We start from the raw sequence: 20,093 nt of genomic DNA, 5'->3' as shown, positions 1-20,093 counted from the left end.
CTGGCCGTAGACCTCGTTACGACAACGGCTTGTGGTTGCTAGTCGTAAAGCCATTTACCTGCTTTTGCTGATTCGGCAAACATTTTGATAGTTAAAGGTTTACGCGTTTTTTCTACATCTTCTCGTTTTACTTTAAACCACCGAGTTAGCATTGGAGTATTCTCCCAAGGGAAATAACACGACCATTTAACACTGGAAAGATCAACATTAAATTTTTGTTCAAATTTATTTAAAGCGTCATGCAGATCGTCGCCGGGAGCATCAAATAAGTCATAATCAAGTTCCAATGGGATTTCTTTCCAATTTTTATCTAAACGGGTTGAGATCTCATCTTTAAACAAGTCTAAAACCTGATCTTGAATGCTTTTCATTAAAAGGATGTCCATTGTATACGGTCTTTGGGGCGAGCTATTAGGTTGTATTTTTCCTGAGTTTTTCTTGAAACTTGATAAATTGAGTTTACAAGTCCTATCCAACCTAACCACGGAACATAACGGGCGATAACAGCAGCAAGACTATTCGTTTTTCTCATTCTTACACCAACGGGTGTAGGAACCCTAATACCAAATGGAGTTTTTGCATTTCTCAGAAGCATCCTTCCATATTTAGAAACAACACTTGTTCCTTTTATTGCCTCTCCTGGCTTTGTTCTGGTTTTTAGCCAAGGTTGCCCGGCGAGGATAGCGGCACCAGATTCAATACCAATGCCAAGTTCGTCACAAAATTGTTCAAGAAAAATGACATCAAAAAGTTCACCAGCCGAAAGATTGGATAGTCCGTGATAGAAATAGGTTCCATTTAGTTCTTCTGTCGTATCCATTTGCTCATCTATTATGCTGTTTGTCTTTCATTCCAGGCATCGGTGAAAATTATATTTCCGTCACAATGTTTCCAGGTGATCTTCTCATATCTAAGTTCGACAGATTCAAGATGGTTGTTGTTCTTGTCTTCTGGGGAAGCCATTGTAGGAGATATTGATACGATTCGGACGCCTTCAAGTAGCATATTGAAGTATTCCACTTCTTGACCAGCATCGCTGATTTTATACCATTTGATTTCAGCAGATTTCAGGTTCTGACCAGTAGCTACTGCTTTGTAGAGGTATGGACTGGAATAGTCGAATTCTTTAACGATGATCATTGGTGAGTGCTGACGAGTGCCGGTAGGCTTGCCAGTGGCATTATCAGTGGGAATGGAGAGATTGTGATGAAACCCTTTAAATTCGATGCTGAACTCCCTGTCTGCAACATCACAACCACCTTTGATTAGTGCCCCACCGTCGTCGTATATCCACATATTACCTGGAATAGCCATGCTTCTTCTTCCCTCTATTATCATTAGAAAGAAAACAGTGTATCGAGTTGATTAAGCGCAGTAAATAATCAATGTGTCGTTTTTGGATTAATACGGGAAATATCTTCTCTGTAATGATGGTTTATATTTAAAAATAGCTGTCGTAAATATTTCATTGGGTTATTACGCCATTGGTATAGATTTTAAATATAAATGACCCTCAATAATATAATGCAGGCAATTATTGCCAGAAAGCGTAAGCGCGGCGCGATCCGGATTCCAGTTGCGCCGCGCGGGGATTATGGCGCCAGATAAACCTGGGGGGCCGCGTTGTCCGGGTGCTGGACGAGGCGGACATCCGCCCCGTACCAGCGATGGATAACCGGCTGCTGGATCACCTCCTGCGGCGTGCCCTGGGCGACCAGATTTCCCTGGTGGAGCAGCAGAATGCGGTCGGCCCACAGGGCGGCGAGGTTAAGGTCATGCAGCACCACGCAGACATGCAGTTGCCCGCCGGCGGTGAGCCGTTTGAGCAAACGCAGCAGGTGCTGCTGATAGTAAAGATCCAGCGCCGAGGTGGGCTCATCAAGAAACAGCCAGCCCTGCGGCGCGCCGTCGCGCCACAGCTGCGCCAGACAGCGGGCCAGCTGCACCCGCTGCTGCTCGCCGCCGGAGAGGCCGGGATAGCGGCGACCGGCAAGGCCATCGCAGCCGGTGACGGCCATCACCGCCGCCAGCACCGCCGGATCTGCCGTCGCGCCCCACGGTGCGCGTCCCATGGCAATGACCGTTTCCACCGTCCAGTCGGCCTGCAGGGCCGTTCGCTGCAGCATGACCGCCCGCCGGCGCGACAGCGCCTCGGGGGACCAGGCCTCCAGCGGCTTGCCTGCAAGACGGCGGGTGCCGCTGTCCGGAGTCAGATAGCCGGTCAACAGCCGCAGCAGAGTGGATTTCCCGGCGCCGTTCGGCCCGATAAGCGCCGTCATCTCGCCGCCGCGCAGCGCGACGGAGACGTTGTCGATGATCTGCCGCTGGCCGAGGCGAAGCGCCAGCCCCTGGGCGCAGTATTCATTAACCATGTCTGGAGTTCTCCCGACGAAAGACCAGCCACAGAAACCAGGGGGCGCCCAGCAGGCTGGTGAGCAGACCGACCGGTATCTCCGCCGGCGCCGCCACGGTGCGGGCCAGGGTGTCGGCCAGCAGAAGCAGGATCGCGCCGGCCAGCAGCGAGCCGGGGATCAGTCCGCGATGGTCCGGTCCCAGCCACAGGCGCATCAGGTGCGGCACCACCAGGCCGATAAAGCCGATGACTCCGCTGATGGCCACCGCGGCGGCCACCAGCACCGCGCTGCACAGCAGCAGCCAGCGCTGTAGCGCCTGCACGTTGACCCCGAGATAGTGTGCCTCTTCATCGCCAAGCTGCAGCAGATTGAGGCGGGACGCCATCCACCACACCGCCAGCGCCGCCGGGATAATCAAGGTCGCGGCCACCAGCAGCGTCGGCCATTCGGCCTGGCCCAGACTGCCCATTCCCCACAGCGACAGCTGGCGCAGCTGGGCGTCATTGCTCAGCCAGGACAGGACGCCGACCAGCGCGCCGCACAGCGCGTTGATGGCGATCCCCACCAGCAGCAGGCGCGACAGCGAACCCTCCTCCGCCCGGCTGAGGATGAAAATCACCACCATCACCGCCAGGCTGCCAATAAACGCCGCCAGCATCGGCATGTACAGGGCGATCAGCCCCGTAGCGGAGAACGGAAGCACCAGCCAGCTGGCCACCGCCAGCGCGGCGCCGCTGCTGATGCCCAGCAGGCCCGGGTCGGCAAGCGGGTTGCGAAACAGCCCCTGCATCACGCAACCGGAGAGGGCCAGCGCCGCGCCCACCAGCAGGGCCAGCAGCACCCGCGGCAGACGGATACTCAGCCAGATGTGGCGCAGCATCTCATCCCCGGAAGGCAGCAAGTTGACCAGCGGCAAGCGCATGGCGCCGAGGGTGGTGGCAAACAGTGTCAGGAAGACCAGCAGCAGCGTCATCAACAGCAAACGGCGGGCGAGGGCAGGGCGCATCAGGGCAACTGCTCCGCTTTGTTTCGCAGCGCGATTATCGCCTGCGGTGTGCGCGGCCCGAAGCCCAGCAGGGCCATGTCGTCGATCGTCAGCAGCTGTTTATGACGCCCCGCCGGGGTCTGTGCCAGGCCGGGCAGTTTCCACAGCCCGGCTTCGCCGCCCATCCCTTTGAGACCATCGGCGGAGATCACCACCAGATCCGCCTGGCTGGCGGCGACTCCTTCCTGCGACATGGCGCGATAGTGGTCGAAGCCCTGCATCGCGTTCTGCAGCCCGGCGGCGCGAATGGCGCCATCGGCCGCGGTGTGCTGTCCGGCCACCAGGGTATTCATTCCGCCGTGGCTGAGAATAAACAGCACCCGCTTAGCAACCGGCTGCGTGGGAATGGCGGCGATCTGTTGCTGAAGCTGCTGGCGCAGCGCGTCGCCTGCCGCCGTTTTGCCTAACGCTTCGGCAATGACAGCCACTTTGTTATCGATCGCGGACAGACTTTCGCCGCCCGGCACGTTAACCACCTTCACCCCGCTCGCCTGTACTTTGTGTAAGACCAGCGAGGGCTGCGCCTGGGCGCTCGCTAATACCAGCTGCGGGCGTAACGCGAGGATCCCCTCGGCGTTCAGCTGTCGCAGGTAGCCGACGTCCGGCAGCTTTTGCACCGCCGGGGGCCAGCTGCTGGTGCTGTCCCGCGCCACCAGGCTCTGTTCCGCGTCAAGGGCATAGACGATCTCAGTGACATCTCCGCCGAGGGTGACGAGCCGCTCAACGGCAGCGTGGCTCAGCAGCGGGAAAGCGATGAAGAGCAGTAACCAGCGCATCATGCGGGCAGTCCTTCACGGGTCAGACGATCTACCTGCTGGCGCCATTGTGCCTGCTCGGGGTGGCCTTCGCTGCGCTGGCCATAGAGCTGGGCAATCTGGGTGCCGTCTTTGGCGAACAGTTCGACGCTGGTGACGTGTCCATCTGAGGTCGGTTTACGGGTCACCCACACTTCATCGAGGCTCTCTTCGCGCAGATGCAGGGTAAAGGTGGTATTGAAGATATTCAGCCAGCCGCGCATGGGGGCCAGCTTTTCCAGGGCGCCGGTGAAGATCTGCACGCAGCCGCGATTGCCGACGAAAATCATGATTTCATTGCCCTCCTGGCGCACCGTCTCCAGCAGCGGCGGCAGCGCATGGCGATCCACGCGGCAGGCGAGGTCGTCGCTCACCAGACGGAAAGCCTGCTGGCGGGAAAGCTGATATTTACGCAGCAGACCGAAGAACTGGTGAACGTCGGTCATCGTGCGCCAGTCGTTCTCCAGGGCGGCGCCGTCGGCGGTATCGGCATATTTCACCGGCTCCAGCGGGCGCAGGGCCAGCGGTGCGGGCGCCGCTACCCGATGTTCCGCGATCAGGGTGTCCCAGGCCGCCATGTCGGTCTGCGCGGTCGCATAGACTTTCAGCAGGGCGTCGCCGTGGTGGTCGAAAAACTGGATGCTCTGACGGCCATTATCGTTCAGATGGAAGGCGCTGGCCCACTGGCTGAGGAACAGACGCAGGTCGAGCGCGCGCGGATTCAGCACCAGCCCGGCGTGGCCGCTGAGGTGCTGGTGCGTGAACTGGCCCACCTGCTCATGCACGGCATACTCGTTGCGGCAGATGCATTTGGTTTCGCCGACGCGCTCCAGGGCGGCAATCAGCGTCCGGGCGTCATCGCTCAGGCGCACGGCATCATGGCCGAGGCGGGCGGCGGTCAGCTCGGCTTCGCTGATCCCCATTTCCGCGGCGATATCGCGGGCATATTTCGCGGTACTGGCCGCTTTGGTGGCCTGGTAGCGCTGCCACAGGTCAGGGTGTGCATTTGGCATAATCATATCCTTCTCGACGATGAATATCCCCGGCCGGCGGGCCGGGGGCAGGTGCGTTATTATTCGGGCAATCAGAAGTCGACGTTGACGCCCAGTTGCCAGGTGCGGCCCGGCATCACCGCCAGCGCTTTATCGTTGGCGTCCTGGTTGGTGCCGGTCTCGATATTGCGGCTGCTCAGGTAATCCCAGTATTTACGATCGGTGAGGTTGTAGACCCCGCCATTGAGGCGCACGTTTTTCGCCACCTGCCAGTACGCGGTCCAGTCCAGCATGCCGTAGCCCGGCACGCGCATATAGTCGCTGCTGGCATCGGTGATGGCGGACCCGCTGTTGCTGTAGCTTTCTCGGTTGGTGGTGGTCGCCTGTTTCCCTTTGACAAAGGTCGCCGTCAGGGCGGTGCCGTAGCGTTTCGCCGGATCGTCCCACGCCACGCCGACGATGGCTTTCATCGGCGCCACGCTGTCGAGGTCGACGTATTTATCGCCGCTGTAGCTGGATTTCGATTTCCCTTCGCTATAGCCGAGGGCGAGGGTGGTGCTCAGGCCGTTCACCTGCTCAAACCAGGTGCCAAAGTTAAATTTGGTGCTGATCTCACCGCCGTAGATATAGGCTTTATCGCGGTTTTCCGCCTGATAAATGGTGTAGATGTTCGACGGCACATTCGTGAACTGGCCCGGATTATTGGCGCGGGTATAGCGCGTATAGGCGATAAAGTTCTTATAGCTGTTGTAGAACAGCGCCGTGCGCACGGTGATGCCTTCGGTGACTTCCCCTTTCAGCCCCCACTCGAGATTATCGCTGGTTTCCGTCTTCAGATCGGTATTGCCGATCAGGGCATATTGCTGGCTACCGGCGTAGCTGGAGCCGAGGTTCCAGGAGCCATACAGCTGGCTGGCGTTGGGGAACTGCGCGCCGCGCTGGTACTGCAGGTAGGTCATCAGGCGCGGGGTGAGGTCGTACTGGAAGGTCAACGACGGCAGAACCTGGGTATCGCTGTTTTTGCCGTACAGATTCGCCACCGACGATTCGGTCAGTACGCTGCTGTTGGCGGCAAGGTCGGACAGATTTTCCGGCTTAGTCGATTGATGCACCACGCGCACGCCGGGAATAATGGCGAAGTTGTGGCTATCAAGGTCGAAGTTGATCTTATCCTGGACAAAGCCGCCGAGAGTGTAGCTGCGGCTGTCTGCCTCCGGCTGCATGATCTCGCTGTAAACGCTGGGGATCGGCGACTGGCTGAACGGCCGCTGGGTTTTGCTGGTGCTGGCGTTGAAGCCAGCGCTCAGATCGTGGCGGCCCAGGGTTTTCGCCAGCGCGGTCTGCAGGCCCCAGGTGTCGGTGTCGTAGTTGGAGTTCACCGTCTGCATGCGGCGGGTGACGCTGTCCGGCATATAAGTCCAGTCATGGGCTTCAGTATGCTGGTAGTAGATTTTCGTGGAGACGCTGTCGAGGTAGTCGTTCATCGGCGTCCAGTCATCCTTCAGGCTCAGGCCCCAGCGCCGGGTCTGGCTGGTCTGGTTGGCGGTGCCGATGGTGCTGTTGCCACTGGAGTCCCAGGTATCGTAGTGGGTGTGGTTGGTTTTATGGTAATAGTCGAAGGTGCTGGTCAGCTTGTGCTCATCGTTAGGTTGCCAGATCCCGGAGGCCAGAAAAGCATCGGAATGCCAGTTCGCCGGGTAGGCGTCGACGGTGCCGCTGTTGTTTTCAGTTTCCTGGCCATCACGGCGGCTGTAGACCAAAATTCCGCGCAGGAACTCATCGCCGCCGGCGACGGTCACCCCGTTGTGCCAGCTGCGATCCGCAGAGTCGTAACCGCTGCGGTAGCCGAAGGCGCTGGTCTTGCCCGGGCGCAGGTAATCATCCGCCGATTTCGGGCGGAAGGAGACATTTCCCCCGATAGCGCTGTTGGCCGTTTCCGTCGAGGTGGCGCCGGACTGAATATCCACACTGCCATACATATACGGGTCGATATAATCGCGGCCGATGCCGAAGGTGTTGAGCCCGGCGCGACCGACGTAGCCGCGGCCGGTGGCGTTGGGTTGGGCAATACCGTCCACGTCGATGCCGACGCGGTTGCTCTCCATGCCGCGGATGTTGTAGCCGGTGTAGCCTCCGCGGTCGAAGCCGCTTTTGCCGTTGCCGGAGCCGCCGCTGGCCCCGGTGGCGCTGATGAGCGGCTCATAGCGCATGATAGAGCCAAAATCGTTAGCGCCTTTATCCTCCAGCTCCTGGGCGCTGATGCTGTGCTCACTACCGGCTTTCTGCACCGGTGCGGGGGCGGTGACGGTCATTTGTTCCGAGGTGTCATCCACCGCCTCGCCGCTAACGGCGGAAGTGTCTGCTGCGATGGCAGAAGTCTGATAAATTGCTGCAAGCAAAGAGGTCACCAGCAGGCGTTTTTTACACCATGCTGCTGACGGAGTCGATTTGTACATAGTCGCCACGCCTTGATCGTTATTAGTATCGGCTCACGCGTTACTTCCAGAGTTGCAGGTTGCTCCGTCTTTTCCGTTGCGGATGGGATCTTACTCCATTTGTTGATTGCGAATGGTAATGATAGGCATTATCGTTTGCAACAAAATAATCATGTGTTCTTCATTTAAACTGCACTTTGTTTACAATTTGCCCTTTCAGACTTAGCGAGACGACGATGAACTCAAAAGCGGCCATCACCATCACCTACTGTTCCCAGTGCAACTGGATGCTGCGCGCCAGCTGGATGGCGCAGGAGCTGTTACATACCTTCAGCACCGACATCGCCTCAGTGACGCTGGTGCCGGGGACCGGCGGGATCTTCACGATCGATGTCGGCGGTCAGCAGATCTGGGAGCGCAAGCAGGATGGCGGTTTTCCGGATGCGGCCGAGCTGAAACGCCGGGTGCGCGATGTCTGTTTCCCGGAGAAGCCGCTGGGCCATGTGGATAAAGATGAGCAGAAAGGGTGACAACCCCCTCCGGGCGACAAGCGCCCGGAGGAGAAGCCGTTAGCGGGCTAACTGCACGTCAACCAGCACGCTTTGTCGGCGGGTGCGTATGAGGGTGACCGCTTCTTCCAGCACGCCGGGGAGATCCTCGGCCCGGGAAACCGACAGGGCCGCCGCGCGGCTGGAGGCGGCGATCGCGGCGAAATCCGGCGAGGTGGTAAAGGCGGTGGCCGGAATGGTCTCCGCGCGGGCTGCGTAGCCGTCCGGGTAGAGCGCTTTGGTGCCGCCCGCGACGGCGCCCCATCCGCCGTTATTTCCGACCACGACGAGGACAGGGAGCTTCATTACCTCCGCAATATGGTGGCAGACCGCAGGGTTGGCGAACAGGTACGACCCGTCGCCGACGGCGGCAATAATCAGCTCTTCCCGGCGCGCAAGCTGCAGCCCCAGCGCGATAGGCAGGGCTTCGCCCAGGCCGCCGGCCAGCGCTTCCTGGTAATAGCTCTCGGCATGGATCAGTCCGGCAAACTGCGGCAGCGTGGTCAGTTCAGAAACGATCCGGCCACGGTGTTGATTCGCCAGATGACCGAGGCAGTAGCTGAGCCAGGGTTTGGTAATGGCCCCGGTCTGGCTGGCATGGAGAAGCGCGTCGCGCTGGTTTTTCTGTTGCTGGATGCGGTTCTGCGTATATGCCGCCCGCTCCGCCACATGTTGCTGGCGGGCGGCCTGCAGCGGGCGCAGCGCCTCTTCCAGCAGGCTGAAGACTTCATCGGTCTCGCCCGCCAGGTTGATGTCCGCGCGATAGCCACGTACCGGGTAGCGGGAGAAGAGCGGATCGGGGCCCATCTGGATCACGGTGCAGTCCTGGCGACAGTCGCCCTCGGCGAGCATCCATGGCGCCTGCGAGTCGACCACCAGAATCACATCGGCGTCGGCGAGCCAGGCGCTGGGATCAGCCCCGGCGAGCAGTGGGTTATCGGCGCTCAGGGTCACCTCGGTACCCCAGTATTCCACCAATGGGATCGCCCATTCGCGCACCAGGCTATTAAGTCGCGCAAAGCCACCCGCCGTTCGGGCGCCGCGCTGGGCGAAGATGACGGGATGTCTGGCGCAGGCGATTGCCTCGGCGGCCCGGGCGATATCTTCCCGGACTGGCGCATAGCGGACCGGCTGCTGCGAAGGACCGGCCTGCAGCGCGGCCTCATCAATGGCAAAGGTCTCGCACAATGGCTCGCGCGGTAAGCTCAGGTAGACCGGACCTTTCGGCAGGGAGCTGGCAATCGCCCAGGCCCGGTCAACATGCTCGCCGATCTGATCGGCCAGCCGCAGTTCAAAATCCCACTTCACGGATTCACGGATCAGCGCCGCCTGGTCGCGCATCTCCTGGCCGTAGCCAATCGGCGTATTGCGGCAGCCGAAGTGGGAATGTTCGCTAATCGGCGTGCGACCGCCAAAAATCAGCACCGGGATATTGCTGTTCGCCAGATTGATGACACCGCAGGCGGCGTTGGCTAACCCGACGTTGGTGTGAACCATCACCGCCTGCACCTTGCCAGTGCCGAGGTAGTAGCCGTGCGCCATGCCGATGGCGGCGTTTTCATGCGGGCAGATCACCAGCTCGGGTACCTTTTGCCCGGTCGCCCGGGCCTTTGCCCAGGCTTCAATAACTGGCGGATAATCGGTGCCCGAGTTAATAAAAATATATGCCACGTCCAGCGCCTGTAGCCGATGCAGTAACAGTTCAGCAGCCGATAATGTGATAGAGGCCATATTCTCTCCGTATTCACGCGGTGTCATCGCGGTAATTAAAAGGTTAAGAAAATAAATCCGCCCATCGTAATGATGGAGGCAATAATACTCAGCGCCATCGTCGAGGCCATTTCCTGCTCGCCGGTTTTATACTGCATGGCAATAATTATCGCGATGGAGCCTACCGGGATAGCCATCGTCAATACGACTTCCTTTATTTGCTCCATGCTGAAGCCCATTTTTAATAACAGGAGATAGCAGGCGCCGGGCACCAAAATATTGCGGGCGATAACGGTGATAATGGTAGCGGTGGTGATAACAATGCTGCGTGTATAGAGCACGATCCCGGCGGCAAACAGCGCCAGCCCGCCAGAGGCTTTACCCAGCAGACCCAGCGACATCGAGATAGTCTGCGGAATATGGATATCCGCCAGCACGATGATCAGGGCGATCACCGGTGACCAGACCACAGGTTGTTTAATGGCGTTTATCACCCGTGTGCCAAAGGAGATATGCTGGTTTTTATCGCCAGTGGCGACCGACATCAGAATCATCACCAGCGGCAGCTGGAAGACATTTTGCGTGATGCTGGACACCGTGATCAGCGACGCGCTGACGGTGCCAAATAAAAAGGCCAGCACCGAGGTGCCGATGAAAGGAACCGCCGGCGAGCCGATGGCCAGCGCCTGCAGCGTACTGAGGGCGAGGTCGCGTCGGAACAGATAGCGGGCGACCAGTAAGGGAATGACGAAGCTCAGAATCAGCGCGAGGATAATGGCCACCGCAACCGGGCCCATGGTCATGACGATGTGTCGCGGCGTCATCACCATATTGCTGAAAATACTTAGCGGTAATGCATAGAGCATCACAATTTTATTGATGTCTCCTGCCTGCTGCCAGTTAAAGTCTTTTCGTTTACCGCTAATATAGCCGATGATGACGGTAATGATGACCGGTAATATAGCGCCTGAAATTAATAGAATATTGTTCTGTGTCATGGTGATATATTCTCGTTATAAATTATCTTCGGGTCCGCAATTCGTTTTTGCCGTGCGCGATGAGGTTAATAAATCCGTTTTTCCTGATGCGCGGTAGCTATTTTTGAGCGTATTGATAGCGACATTTATTCGCTAAAACAGGCCGCAAGGGAAATGTAAAAACCGTTTGTTCAATGAGTAAATATCATGCCAATGAAATTTAAGCAGATTCAGGCTTTTATTACTGTCGCTCACGAAGGCAATATGACCCTGGCCGCGGAGAAGATGGGGATCACTCAGTCGGGACTGAGCCGGCTGTTATTGAGCCTGGAAGCGGACCTGAGCGCGACCTTATTCGAAAGACACAAACACGGTATGGCGTTGAGCGAATATGGCAGCGCCTTTTTACCCTATGCGCTGACGATGCTGAATACCGAACAAAAGGCCCGCGAGGAGATTGCGCTCATCCGCGGCGCCGGGAAAGGTATCCTGCGGATTGGCTGTGTTTCCAGCCTGCTGACCAGCCATTTCATCGATAAGCTGGCAGCTTTCCATCAGCGACATCCCCGGATCCATCTGCGGATCGTCGACCGCATTGACTCCGAGCTCTTTAAACTCCTGCGGATGCACGACATCGATATCGCCCTCTGCGGCCCCTTACCGCATGATGAGAAAATCGTGGTGCGCGGTAAAATTAACTGGCAGGACCGGATCTGCATCGTCGCCAGGCAGTACCACCCGCTACATCAGGCGGCGAACTTATCCCTCGAGGAGATGCTGGACTATCCGTGGATCATGCCGCCGCCGTTAAGTACCCCGATGAACATCCTTGAGGATATCTTTCGTGCCCATCAGCTACCCTGTCCGCAGCCGGTGATTGAGTGCGCGTCCTCCTCGGCCATTAAGGCCTTTCTGTGCGAGAGCGATCTGTTAACGTCGATGCCGGCCCCGGTTTACCGGCACGAGGAAGCGCTGGGCCTGCTGCGTCCGTTCGAACTCGAGGGCAGCGTTTTTATCCGCGATTTCTATGCCTATAGCCATTTCGGGGTTCTGTCCGGGGCAGCCCTGCAGTTGATCCAGCATCTCAAGCAGTGAGGCTGGTCGGGCACGAACGTTAAGGTGTATAATATATGCATCTTAATAACAGGCGAAAGGCGGGGAGATGGGGAAGCGTATCGAACGGGAAAAGATGACGATTCAGCGGATGATTGCCCTCTACCAGCGGCGCTGTCCCGGGGCGCTGGCCGATAATGCGCACTATCAGGCGCTGAACGCCTACGCCGACAAGCGCCTTGATAAGTGCGTGTTTGGCGAGAATAAACCAGCCTGCAAGCAGTGTCCGGTGCATTGCTACCAGCCGGCGAAGCGCGAAGAGATGAAGCAGATTATGCGCTGGGCCGGGCCGCGAATGCTCTGGCGCCACCCGATCCTCACTATTCGCCATCTGCTGGACGACAGGCGCCCGGTGCCGGCGCTACCGGAAAAATACCGACCGAAAAAATAGCGGCCTTTCCCTGGTCAGCGCGGCGCGTAGCCGGGCGACAAGTCGGCCCCGGTAAGGCATTAGCCGCCACCGGGGATGGTTGCTGAAGCCCTCTGTTTCTGACTATCGCGGATCGTGCTTGCCACAAAGGCGACCACAAACAGCGCGGAAAACAGCACCACGATAGTCGGCGCCGGCGCGCTGTCGAGATAAAACGCCAGCCACACCCCTCCCGCCGAGCAGCCGATGGCCACCGCTACCGCCAGCAGCAGGGCGTGGATAAAGCGCCGCACCAGCAGGAGCGCGATCGCCCCGGGAGCAATCAGCAGCGAAATCGACAGAATAATCCCCACCGACTGCAGCGTCGCGACGATGGTCAGGGCGATCATGCACAGCAGGCCGTAGTGCAATAGCCCGCCGCGCAGGCCGCTGGCTTTGGCCTGCGTCGGGTCAAAGGCGTGCAGCAAAAAATCCCGCCATTTGAGACCGATAATCAGCGCAATCACCAGCGCGATAGCCGCCGTTTGTCCAATATCGCGAAGGGATATCCCCAGCATGTCGCCGAACAGGATATGGTCGAGATGAACATCGGACTGGATCGCTACATACAGCACCAGCCCGGCGCCAAACATGCCGGAGAAGACAATCCCCATGATGGTATCGCGCTTGAGTCGGCTGTTATCGTCGAGAAAACCGGTCGTCACGGCGCACAGCAGCCCGGCGATAAACGCGCCGATGGCGAAGGGGATGCCGATAATGTAGGCCAGCACCACGCCCGGAAAGACCGCGTGGCTCATGGCGTCGCCCATCAGCGCCCAGCCTTTGAGCACCAGAAAAACCGACAGTAGCGCGCAGGGCACGGCCACGATGATCGATACCGCTATCGCATTGACCATAAAAGGAAACTGGAACGGGGCCAGGAACAGGTTCAGCATGCGGCCTCCCTGGCACGGCGGCGGCTGGCCAGCAGGCCGTGCTTCGGCGCGAAGATAAAGGTGATGAGGAACAACAGCGTTTGCGCGACCACGATAATGCCGCCGGTGGCGCCGTCGAGATAGTAGCTGAGCCAGGCGCCGAAGAAACTGGTCAGACTGCCGATAGCCACGGCGATGGCCAGCAGGCGCGGAAAGCGGTCGGTTAACAGCCACGCGGTGGCCCCGGGAGTCACCACCAGGCAGATGACCAGAAAGGCGCCGACGGTCTGCAGCGCCGCCACGGTGCAGGCGGCCAGCAGGGTAAAGAACAGCAGCTTCAGGCCGCGGGTGTTCAGGCCAATCGAGCGGGCATGGTTTTCATCAAAGAAGGTCACCATCAGATCTTTCCACTTCAGCAGCAGGATCGCCATCGAGATAAAGCCGATCGCCGCCAGCTGGATAATATCCTCCGGGGCGATGGCCAGAATATTGCCGAGGATAATGGTCTGGATATTCACCGACGTCGGATTCAGCGACACCATAAACAGCCCGATCCCGAAGAAGGAGGAGAAGATCAGGCCAATAATGGCATCCTCTTTCAGCCGCGAGCGCTGCTGCAAAAACAGCATGCTGCCCGCCGCCAGGCCGCCGGAGAGAAACGCGCCGAGCGCGAAAGGCAGGCCGAGCATATAGGCCCCGGCGACGCCGGGCACAATCGAGTGGGAGAGGGCGTCGCCAATCAGCGACCAGCCCTTCAGCATCAGGTAGCAGGAGAGAAACGCACAGACGCCGCCTACCAGCGCCGACACCCACATCGCATTGAGCATATAGTGATAGCCAAACGGCTCCAGCAGCCAGCTCATCGTGGGCCTCCTGCCGCGCGCCGGCTGATAAACGGCCGCTCGTCATCGGTGATAACCTGCGCTTCCGCGCCGGTGAGCGCGACGTGGCGCAGCACGCCGCTGAAAGCCCGCTCCAGATTCTCGGCGGTGAAGGTGGTTTCTGTCGGGCCGCTGGCCAGCACGGTGCCTTTCACCATCACCGTGTAATCACAAAATTCGCTCACTGACCCGAGGTTGTGGGTGGAGACCAGCATGGTACAGCCCTCATCGCGGAGCTCGCGCAGCAGGCTGATGATCCGCGCTTCGGTCTGCACATCGACGCCGGTAAAAGGCTCATCCAGCAGGATCACCTGACCCTGCTGAGCGATAGCGCGGGCAAGGAAAACGCGCTTTTTCTGCCCGCCGGAGAGCTCGCCAATCTGCCGATGGCGGAACTCGCTCATGCCCACGCGGGCCAGCGCGGCATCGACAATCTCGCGATCGCGCGGCTTTGCCCGCCGCAGCCAGCCCATATGGCCGTAGCGGCCCATCATCACCACATCCTCCACCAGCACCGGGAAGGACCAGTCCACCTCTTCCGACTGCGGGACATAGGCGACCAGGTTCTGGCGCAGCGCGCGGTTGACCGGCTGGCCGAGTATGGCGATCTCGCCGTGGCCGACGCGCACAAAGCCCATCAGCGCTTTAAACAGTGTGGATTTACCCGAGCCGTTAACGCCCACCAGTGCGGCAATGGAGCCGCGCGGTACGCTGAACGAGGCGTCGCGCAGGGCAGTGTGGCCGTTGCGCCAGGTGACGGTGAGCTGGTCGACATACAGTCCCGCTTGCGCTGCATTCATGGCTGCTTCCTCATCCCGTCCTGGATACCGTTGACGATGGTTTCGGTGGTGACGCGCAGCAGGTCGAGCCAGGTCGGCACCGGGCCGTCGGCGGCGCTCAGCGAATCGACATACAGCACGCCGCCGTAGTGGGCCCCGGCTTCGCGCGCCACCTGACGCGCCGGTTTATCGGAGATGGTGCTTTCGCTGAAGATGGTCGGGATGCGTTCTTTCTTCATGATGTCGATAACCTTGCGAACCTGTTGCGGGGTGCCCTGCTGGTCGGCATTGATCGGCCACAGATACAGTTCGCGCAGACCATAGTCGCGGGCCAGATAGGAGAAGGCTCCCTCGCTGGTGACCAGCCAGCGTTTATCCGCCGGCAGCTGCGCCAGTCTGGCCTGCAGCGGCGCCATCGTTTGACGGATCTTCTCTTTGTAGGCCTCGGCGTTACGGCGATAGGTGTCGGCGTGAGGCGGATCGTACTTCACCAGCGCATCGCGAATGTTATCGACATAGATCAAGGCGTTATCTGCTGACATCCAGGCATGGGGATTGGGCTTCCCGCTATAGGGGCCCGCGCTGATGCCCATCGGCTGGATCCCCTTGCTGACCACCACCTCCGGAACGCCCTGTAAGTGCTGATAAAAACGGGCAAACCACCGTTCGAGATTAAGCCCATTGCTGAGGATCAGCTGCGCCCCCTGCGCGCGTTTGATATCGCCTGGCGTGGGCTGGTAATCGTGGATCTCCGCGCCCGGTTTGGTGATGGAACTGACGACGGCGGCGTCGCCGGCCACGTTCTGCGCCATATCGGCGATAACCGTGAAGGTAGTGATAACCCTGAATTTCTCCTGCGCGGTGGCCGGCGTCGCGGCCAGCAGAGCCAGCGCGCTGGCCAGCAGCAATGATTTCAGCAGTGTCAGGTGTTGCATAGGATCCCTCGCAATGGTGTGGTTAATTTCCCAGCGTTTATAGCCATTGCTATGTTATATAGCACAAGCTATTTACAAATGAAAATAATTCTTATTTGCATGCGTGAGTAATAATGAGCCGGGAAACGAAAGCGACAAGAAAGGGGGAGATAAGGCTGGCCCGGCGCGAACCGGGCGAAGATCAAGAGATATCGGCGACAGACTGGCGCGGGATCAGGCGGCCAGCCAGCGAGCGGCCCTCGGCGGTGAAGGTTGGCCGGTCGTCAATCAGGCTGCGAATACGCTGAATACAGTTATCCAGCAGCGCCTCCAGTGGCCAGGAGATGCAGGTCAGCGGCGGGTAGAGCAGCGAGGCGAGCGGGGAATCCTCAAGGCTCAACAGGGAGACCTCCTGCGGGACGGCGATGGTGAATTCGCGTAACAGACGCATCGCCTCAGCCGCGTAGCGGTCGCGTTTAACGATAATGACTGAGTATTTACTGAAGCTGTTAATTAAGGTCAGCAGCGCCTGCTCGACGTCATCGTTGGCCGTCAGCACCAGCTGGCGGTTAAAAGGAATGGAGTAGTTTTGCAGGACGTTGCGGTAGCCTTCCAGCATCTGACGGCTGGCATCGTCGCTATCGCTGTCCACCAGCAGGGCGATGTTGCGGTGTCCCTTGCCAATCACATAGCGGCAGGCGCTTTCGGTGGCGAAGGCGAAGTCGTAGCCCTGGCTGTTGCTCCCGGCGACGCCGAAGCGGTCAAAGGCGATAACGTTGCGCGGCGCGTCGGCGGCAACGGCGCCCAGCACCACCACCGCCACGCACTGGCGCTGCAGATCGTCGATCACCGCCGCCTGCTCTACCGGATCGCTGACATACTGGACCAGCAGGCTTTTATTCAGCCCTTTCAGCGCCTGAGAGAGCAGCGGCAGTAGACGCGCGCCGTGGCTTTCGTCCTGCGCGGAAATCACCAGACCAACGTGGCTGGATGTCTGACTGGCGAGGTTTTGCGCGGCAAAGCTCGGGCGATAGTTGAGTTCTTCAACGGCCCGCAGCACAGCTTCCCGGCTCTCTTCGCGCACGCCCCGGGTGCCGGTCAGCACGCGGGAAACCGTCGCTCTTGAGACATTCGCTAATCTTGAAACATCATCAATCGTTGGCATGGCTTTTTCTGTCTGAACATTTTCGCCTAGCTTAACATACCTGCTGAAAAAAGTGTCTACCGCTGCCCGTCCGCGGCGCCGGGCAGACGGGGCAGCCAGGCCGCGCCGCGCACGCCGCTGGCGTCGCCGAAGCGGGCCGGTTTGATCTGCGTGCGGCAGGTGTCGGAGAAGATCCACGGCACGATGGCGGCAGGCAGATCGCGATAGATCTGGCTGACGTTGGACAGACCGCCGCCCAGCACAATCACCTGCGGGTCGAGAATATTGATCACCGACGCCAGGCTACGGGCAAAGGCATCGATAAAGTGTCGCCAGTGGGCCAGCGCGCGCGGATCGCCGTTTTGCGCCGCGGCGACAATGGCTTCCGCACGGGCTTGTTCCCCATAGCGGCGGGCGAAGCCGGTGCCGGAGAGAAAGCTTTCGATGCAGTTCGTTTTGCCGCAGTAGCAGGGCTGCGGCGGACCATCGCGCTCAGGAGTATAGCCCGGCAGCGGATTATGCCCCCACTCCCCGGCGATAGCGTTGGGGCCGCTGAGCAGTTGTTGATGAACGGCGATCCCGCCGCCGCAGCCGGTACCGATAATCACCCCGAAGACGGTGGAGGCCCCGGCGCCGGCGCCATCCACCGCCTCCGAAAGGGTGAAGCAGTCGGCATCGTTTGCCATCCACACCGGCTGGCCAAGCTGCTGCATGATATCCCGGCGCAGATCGTGACCGTTGAGCACCAGGCAGTTGCAGTTTTTAATGCGCCCGCTTTGCGGATCGATAGCCCCGGGCAGGCCGATCCCCAGGGTGAATGGCTGCGGGCTGACCGCGCGAATATCGGCAATCAGGGTCAGCAGCTGACGCATAAAGGCGTCATAGCTCTCTTTGTGGGTCGGCCGGCGCAGGCGCTGGACGCATTCGCCTGCCGGGTCCAGCAGTACGGCTTCCATTTTGGTGCCGCCAATATCTATTCCAAGATGTAACATAGTGACCTCGGGGAATCAGACCCGGCCAGCGCGCCTGGCCGGGGAACGCGCTAGGCGTGAAGCGGTTGCGCGCGGTAAATCGCAATCAGTTCGGCAATCAGCTCTTTCGCCAGAATGGAGGTCATCAGGTGATCCTGAGCATGGACCATTACCAGCGTCATTTTGGTTTTTCCCTCGCCTTCGTCAGCTTCGATAAGCTGGGTCTGTACAAGGTGAGCTTCGCGGGAATAGTGCGCCGCTTCCTGCATTTTGGCGTCGGCGGTGGCGAAATCACCCGCTTTAGCGGCGTGCAGCGCTTCGTAGCACAGACTACGTGACTGGCCGGCGTTGATGATGATCCCCATCACCTGTTCTTCTAATTCCATGATTATCCTCTGAATCGTTAGCGTTAAGCGGTTTGCGCCGCGTTGTCAGCCTGGCCGACGGCGTTTTCACGCTCCTGGGCCAGCAGCTGTTTTTCGTAAGCTTTGAGAAATGGCAGGTACATCACCATGGAGGTGGCCATACAAATGAGGCACAGGATCACCGGGCTAAAGCTCCAGTTCGCCGCCCACGAGGCGCCGATGGGCGCCGGCGTTGTCCACGGCGTCATCGATACTACGCGGCTGACGAGATCCAGCTTCAGCGCAAAGTACGCCAGGGTCGCGTTGACCATCGGCACCAGCACGAACGGCAGGAAAAACAGTGGGTTCATGATGATCGGCGCGCCGAAGAGGATCGGTTCGTTAATATTGAATACCCCCGGCACGACCCCCATCCGGCCAATCGTCCGCAGATGCACGGCCTTGCTGCGCAGCAGCATCAGCGCCAGCGGTAGGGTGGAGCCGACGCCGCCGATCAGCAGATAGTGATCCCAGAAGCCCTGGACATAGATGTGCGGGATAGCGGTACCTGCCGCCATGGCCGCCTGATTGACCGACAGGTTGGCCATCCAGAACGGGTTCATGATCCCGGTGACGATCAGCGCGCCGTGGATCCCGGCGAACCACAGCACCTGACAGACCAGCACTGACAACAGAATGGCCGGCAGTGTATCGGAAGCCGCGACCAGCGGTTTGACCAGCGACATGATCGCTTCCGGAATGATCATCCCCAGCTGAGCCTCGATAAACAGGTTCAGCGGATGCAGCGTCAGAATGATCGCCAGCACCGGGATCAGGATCTCGAACGAGCGCGCCACCCCGGCAGGCACTTCCGGCGGCAGGCGAATGGTGATGTTATGCCGCTTGAGGAAGGCGTACAGCTCGGTGGAATAGATGGCCACCAGAATGGCGGTGAAGATCCCCTGGCCGGAGAAGTAGGCCGTAGAGATCTGGCCATCTTTCAGCGGCGCGGCCACCAGCAGAAACGACATCAGCGACAGCATCCCGGCGGTCAGCGAGTCCAGGTGATGGTGCTTGGCGAGGCTGGCGGCGATCCCGACGGCAATGAACAGGGTCATCACCCCCATGCTGAAGTTGAACGGCAGCATCAGCGCATCGCGATGATCGAGCGAAAATTGCAGCCAGGCGCGGGCAAAGCCCCACGTCGTATCCGGAGAAAACGGCGGAAAGATAAATACCAGCAAAAACGAGCCGACGATCATAAAGGGCAGGGCGGTGATAAAACCGTCGCGGATCGAGGTCACGTATTTTTGCTGGCCGATCGCGCCGGCCAGCGGCGTGATCTGCCGTTCGATCACATCGATCAGTTTAGCGTACAGAGAGCTCATGATCTTTCCTTAGTTCTTGTTTTCGATGAGGGAAAGGGCGAAATCAAGGACCGCGGCGCCTTTTTGCATGCCGTAGTCCATCATATTGATGGGTTCGACGCGGATACCGTATTTATCCGCCTGTTTTTGCAGATCCTGCTGCATGTATTTCACCTGCGGCCCCAGCAGTACCACCTGATAATGGCCAACCTGTTCGGCGAACTCCGCTACGCCATAGGCATTGATCTCTACCGGCAGGCCCCGCTGTTCGGCTTCGGCAATCATTTTTTTCATCAGCAGGCTGGTGGACATGCCTGCCGAACAACACAACATAATTTTTTTCATAAGTACCGCTCCTGATGAGGTTGGATGAGCGGACTATAGTCAAAATGGATGCATTACGGAAAGCGCTTTCCGTTTGTGGATTTATTAATTGTGACC

At 59.1% G+C, this 20,093-nt stretch carries 22 protein-coding genes; 3 read left to right on the top strand and 19 right to left on the bottom strand.

What is annotated here, in order from left to right; all coding sequences use genetic code 11:
• Window positions 1-38: 38 nt before the first annotated feature.
• From SPE70_RS20900 to SPE70_RS20865, 8 genes are all read right to left on the bottom strand, one after another.
• The gene (locus SPE70_RS20900; RefSeq protein ID WP_008806210.1) at window positions 39-386 is read right to left on the bottom strand and encodes a DUF1493 family protein; all 348 of its coding nucleotides are present in this window, start codon (window positions 384-386) and stop codon (window positions 39-41) included.
• Window positions 371-820, bottom strand: coding sequence for an STM2901 family protein (locus tag SPE70_RS20895; protein ID WP_072122884.1), 450 nt, complete (start codon window positions 818-820; stop codon window positions 371-373). Before SPE70_RS20895 ends, SPE70_RS20900 begins: the two co-directional genes overlap by 16 nt.
• A gap of 11 nt (window positions 821-831) precedes the next feature.
• Window positions 832-1,314, bottom strand: coding sequence for an Hcp family type VI secretion system effector (locus SPE70_RS20890; RefSeq protein ID WP_002915094.1), 483 nt, complete (start codon window positions 1,312-1,314; stop codon window positions 832-834).
• 278 nt (window positions 1,315-1,592) lie between these two features.
• The gene (locus tag SPE70_RS20885; RefSeq protein WP_046622640.1) at window positions 1,593-2,372 is read right to left on the bottom strand and encodes a heme ABC transporter ATP-binding protein; all 780 of its coding nucleotides are present in this window, start codon (window positions 2,370-2,372) and stop codon (window positions 1,593-1,595) included.
• Window positions 2,365-3,360: a FecCD family ABC transporter permease gene (locus SPE70_RS20880; protein WP_022064536.1), complete on the bottom strand. Its 996-nt coding sequence runs from the start codon at window positions 3,358-3,360 to the stop codon at window positions 2,365-2,367. The genes SPE70_RS20885 and SPE70_RS20880 overlap by 8 nt, the downstream gene beginning before the upstream one ends.
• Entirely contained in the window at window positions 3,360-4,178 is an 819-nt protein-coding gene (locus SPE70_RS20875; RefSeq protein WP_050887251.1) for a heme/hemin ABC transporter substrate-binding protein, read from the bottom strand. Before SPE70_RS20875 ends, SPE70_RS20880 begins: the two co-directional genes overlap by 1 nt.
• The gene (locus SPE70_RS20870) at window positions 4,175-5,206 is read right to left on the bottom strand and encodes a hemin-degrading factor (RefSeq protein ID WP_064170038.1); all 1,032 of its coding nucleotides are present in this window, start codon (window positions 5,204-5,206) and stop codon (window positions 4,175-4,177) included. Before SPE70_RS20870 ends, SPE70_RS20875 begins: the two co-directional genes overlap by 4 nt.
• 71 nt (window positions 5,207-5,277) lie before the next feature.
• Entirely contained in the window at window positions 5,278-7,641 is a 2,364-nt protein-coding gene (locus SPE70_RS20865) for a TonB-dependent receptor domain-containing protein (protein ID WP_008806204.1), read from the bottom strand.
• A 215-nt stretch (window positions 7,642-7,856) separates the two neighbouring features.
• On the opposite strand from SPE70_RS20865, the gene SPE70_RS20860 reads away from it, so the two are divergent.
• Entirely contained in the window at window positions 7,857-8,150 is a 294-nt protein-coding gene (locus tag SPE70_RS20860; protein ID WP_012967347.1) for an Rdx family protein, read from the top strand.
• A gap of 39 nt (window positions 8,151-8,189) precedes the next feature.
• Here the strand turns inward: SPE70_RS20860 and SPE70_RS20855 are convergent, their stop codons facing one another.
• Together SPE70_RS20855 and SPE70_RS20850 are read right to left on the bottom strand one after the other, a co-directional pair.
• A complete protein-coding gene (locus tag SPE70_RS20855; RefSeq protein ID WP_048268097.1) occupies window positions 8,190-9,899 on the bottom strand; it encodes a thiamine pyrophosphate-requiring protein in 1,710 nt (569 codons plus the stop codon).
• 35 nt (window positions 9,900-9,934) lie between these two features.
• Entirely contained in the window at window positions 9,935-10,876 is a 942-nt protein-coding gene (locus SPE70_RS20850; protein WP_044650049.1) for an AEC family transporter, read from the bottom strand.
• Between the two features lie 186 nt (window positions 10,877-11,062).
• Here SPE70_RS20850 and SPE70_RS20845 point away from each other — a divergent pair, with 186 nt between their 5' ends.
• Both SPE70_RS20845 and SPE70_RS20840 read left to right on the top strand, forming a co-directional pair.
• Window positions 11,063-11,950: a LysR family transcriptional regulator gene (locus SPE70_RS20845; RefSeq protein WP_022065494.1), complete on the top strand. Its 888-nt coding sequence runs from the start codon at window positions 11,063-11,065 to the stop codon at window positions 11,948-11,950.
• A gap of 67 nt (window positions 11,951-12,017) precedes the next feature.
• Entirely contained in the window at window positions 12,018-12,359 is a 342-nt protein-coding gene (locus SPE70_RS20840; RefSeq protein ID WP_008806199.1) for a nitrous oxide-stimulated promoter family protein, read from the top strand.
• 59 nt (window positions 12,360-12,418) lie between these two features.
• On the opposite strand, the gene SPE70_RS20835 is transcribed toward SPE70_RS20840, so the two are convergent.
• The 9 genes from SPE70_RS20835 to SPE70_RS20795 form a co-directional block, all read right to left on the bottom strand.
• Window positions 12,419-13,273 (bottom strand): metal ABC transporter permease, encoded by an 855-nt coding sequence (locus tag SPE70_RS20835; protein WP_012540752.1) that lies wholly within the window; start codon window positions 13,271-13,273, stop codon window positions 12,419-12,421.
• A complete protein-coding gene (gene sitC / locus SPE70_RS20830) occupies window positions 13,267-14,115 on the bottom strand; it encodes an iron/manganese ABC transporter permease subunit SitC (RefSeq protein ID WP_012540753.1) in 849 nt (282 codons plus the stop codon). Before sitC ends, SPE70_RS20835 begins: the two co-directional genes overlap by 7 nt.
• The gene (locus SPE70_RS20825; RefSeq protein WP_004149506.1) at window positions 14,112-14,933 is read right to left on the bottom strand and encodes a manganese/iron ABC transporter ATP-binding protein; all 822 of its coding nucleotides are present in this window, start codon (window positions 14,931-14,933) and stop codon (window positions 14,112-14,114) included. The genes sitC and SPE70_RS20825 overlap by 4 nt, the downstream gene beginning before the upstream one ends.
• Window positions 14,930-15,847 (bottom strand): metal ABC transporter substrate-binding protein, encoded by a 918-nt coding sequence (locus SPE70_RS20820; protein WP_040968828.1) that lies wholly within the window; start codon window positions 15,845-15,847, stop codon window positions 14,930-14,932. The genes SPE70_RS20825 and SPE70_RS20820 overlap by 4 nt, the downstream gene beginning before the upstream one ends.
• A gap of 181 nt (window positions 15,848-16,028) precedes the next feature.
• Complete coding sequence (locus SPE70_RS20815; RefSeq protein WP_002915031.1) at window positions 16,029-16,991, bottom strand: LacI family DNA-binding transcriptional regulator; 963 nt, start codon at window positions 16,989-16,991, stop codon at window positions 16,029-16,031.
• 56 nt (window positions 16,992-17,047) lie between these two features.
• Window positions 17,048-17,962, bottom strand: coding sequence for an ROK family protein (locus SPE70_RS20810; RefSeq protein WP_012540756.1), 915 nt, complete (start codon window positions 17,960-17,962; stop codon window positions 17,048-17,050).
• Window positions 17,963-18,012: 50 nt separating this feature from the next.
• Window positions 18,013-18,327, bottom strand: coding sequence for a PTS lactose/cellobiose transporter subunit IIA (locus tag SPE70_RS20805; protein ID WP_002914983.1), 315 nt, complete (start codon window positions 18,325-18,327; stop codon window positions 18,013-18,015).
• Between the two features lie 23 nt (window positions 18,328-18,350).
• The gene (locus SPE70_RS20800; protein ID WP_040968827.1) at window positions 18,351-19,673 is read right to left on the bottom strand and encodes a PTS sugar transporter subunit IIC; all 1,323 of its coding nucleotides are present in this window, start codon (window positions 19,671-19,673) and stop codon (window positions 18,351-18,353) included.
• Between the two features lie 9 nt (window positions 19,674-19,682).
• Window positions 19,683-19,997, bottom strand: a complete 315-nt coding sequence (locus SPE70_RS20795) for a PTS sugar transporter subunit IIB (RefSeq protein WP_002914979.1) — start codon at window positions 19,995-19,997, stop codon at window positions 19,683-19,685.
• Between the last annotated feature and the right edge of the window lie 96 nt (window positions 19,998-20,093).

It is taken from the genome of Klebsiella sp. ZJOU C1 (genome assembly GCF_035620215.1).
Taxonomy (GTDB): Bacteria; Pseudomonadota; Gammaproteobacteria; order Enterobacterales; family Enterobacteriaceae; genus Klebsiella; species Klebsiella variicola.
Note: the sequence above shows the minus strand (reverse complement) of the source record. Positions and strands in the feature narration are given on the sequence as shown.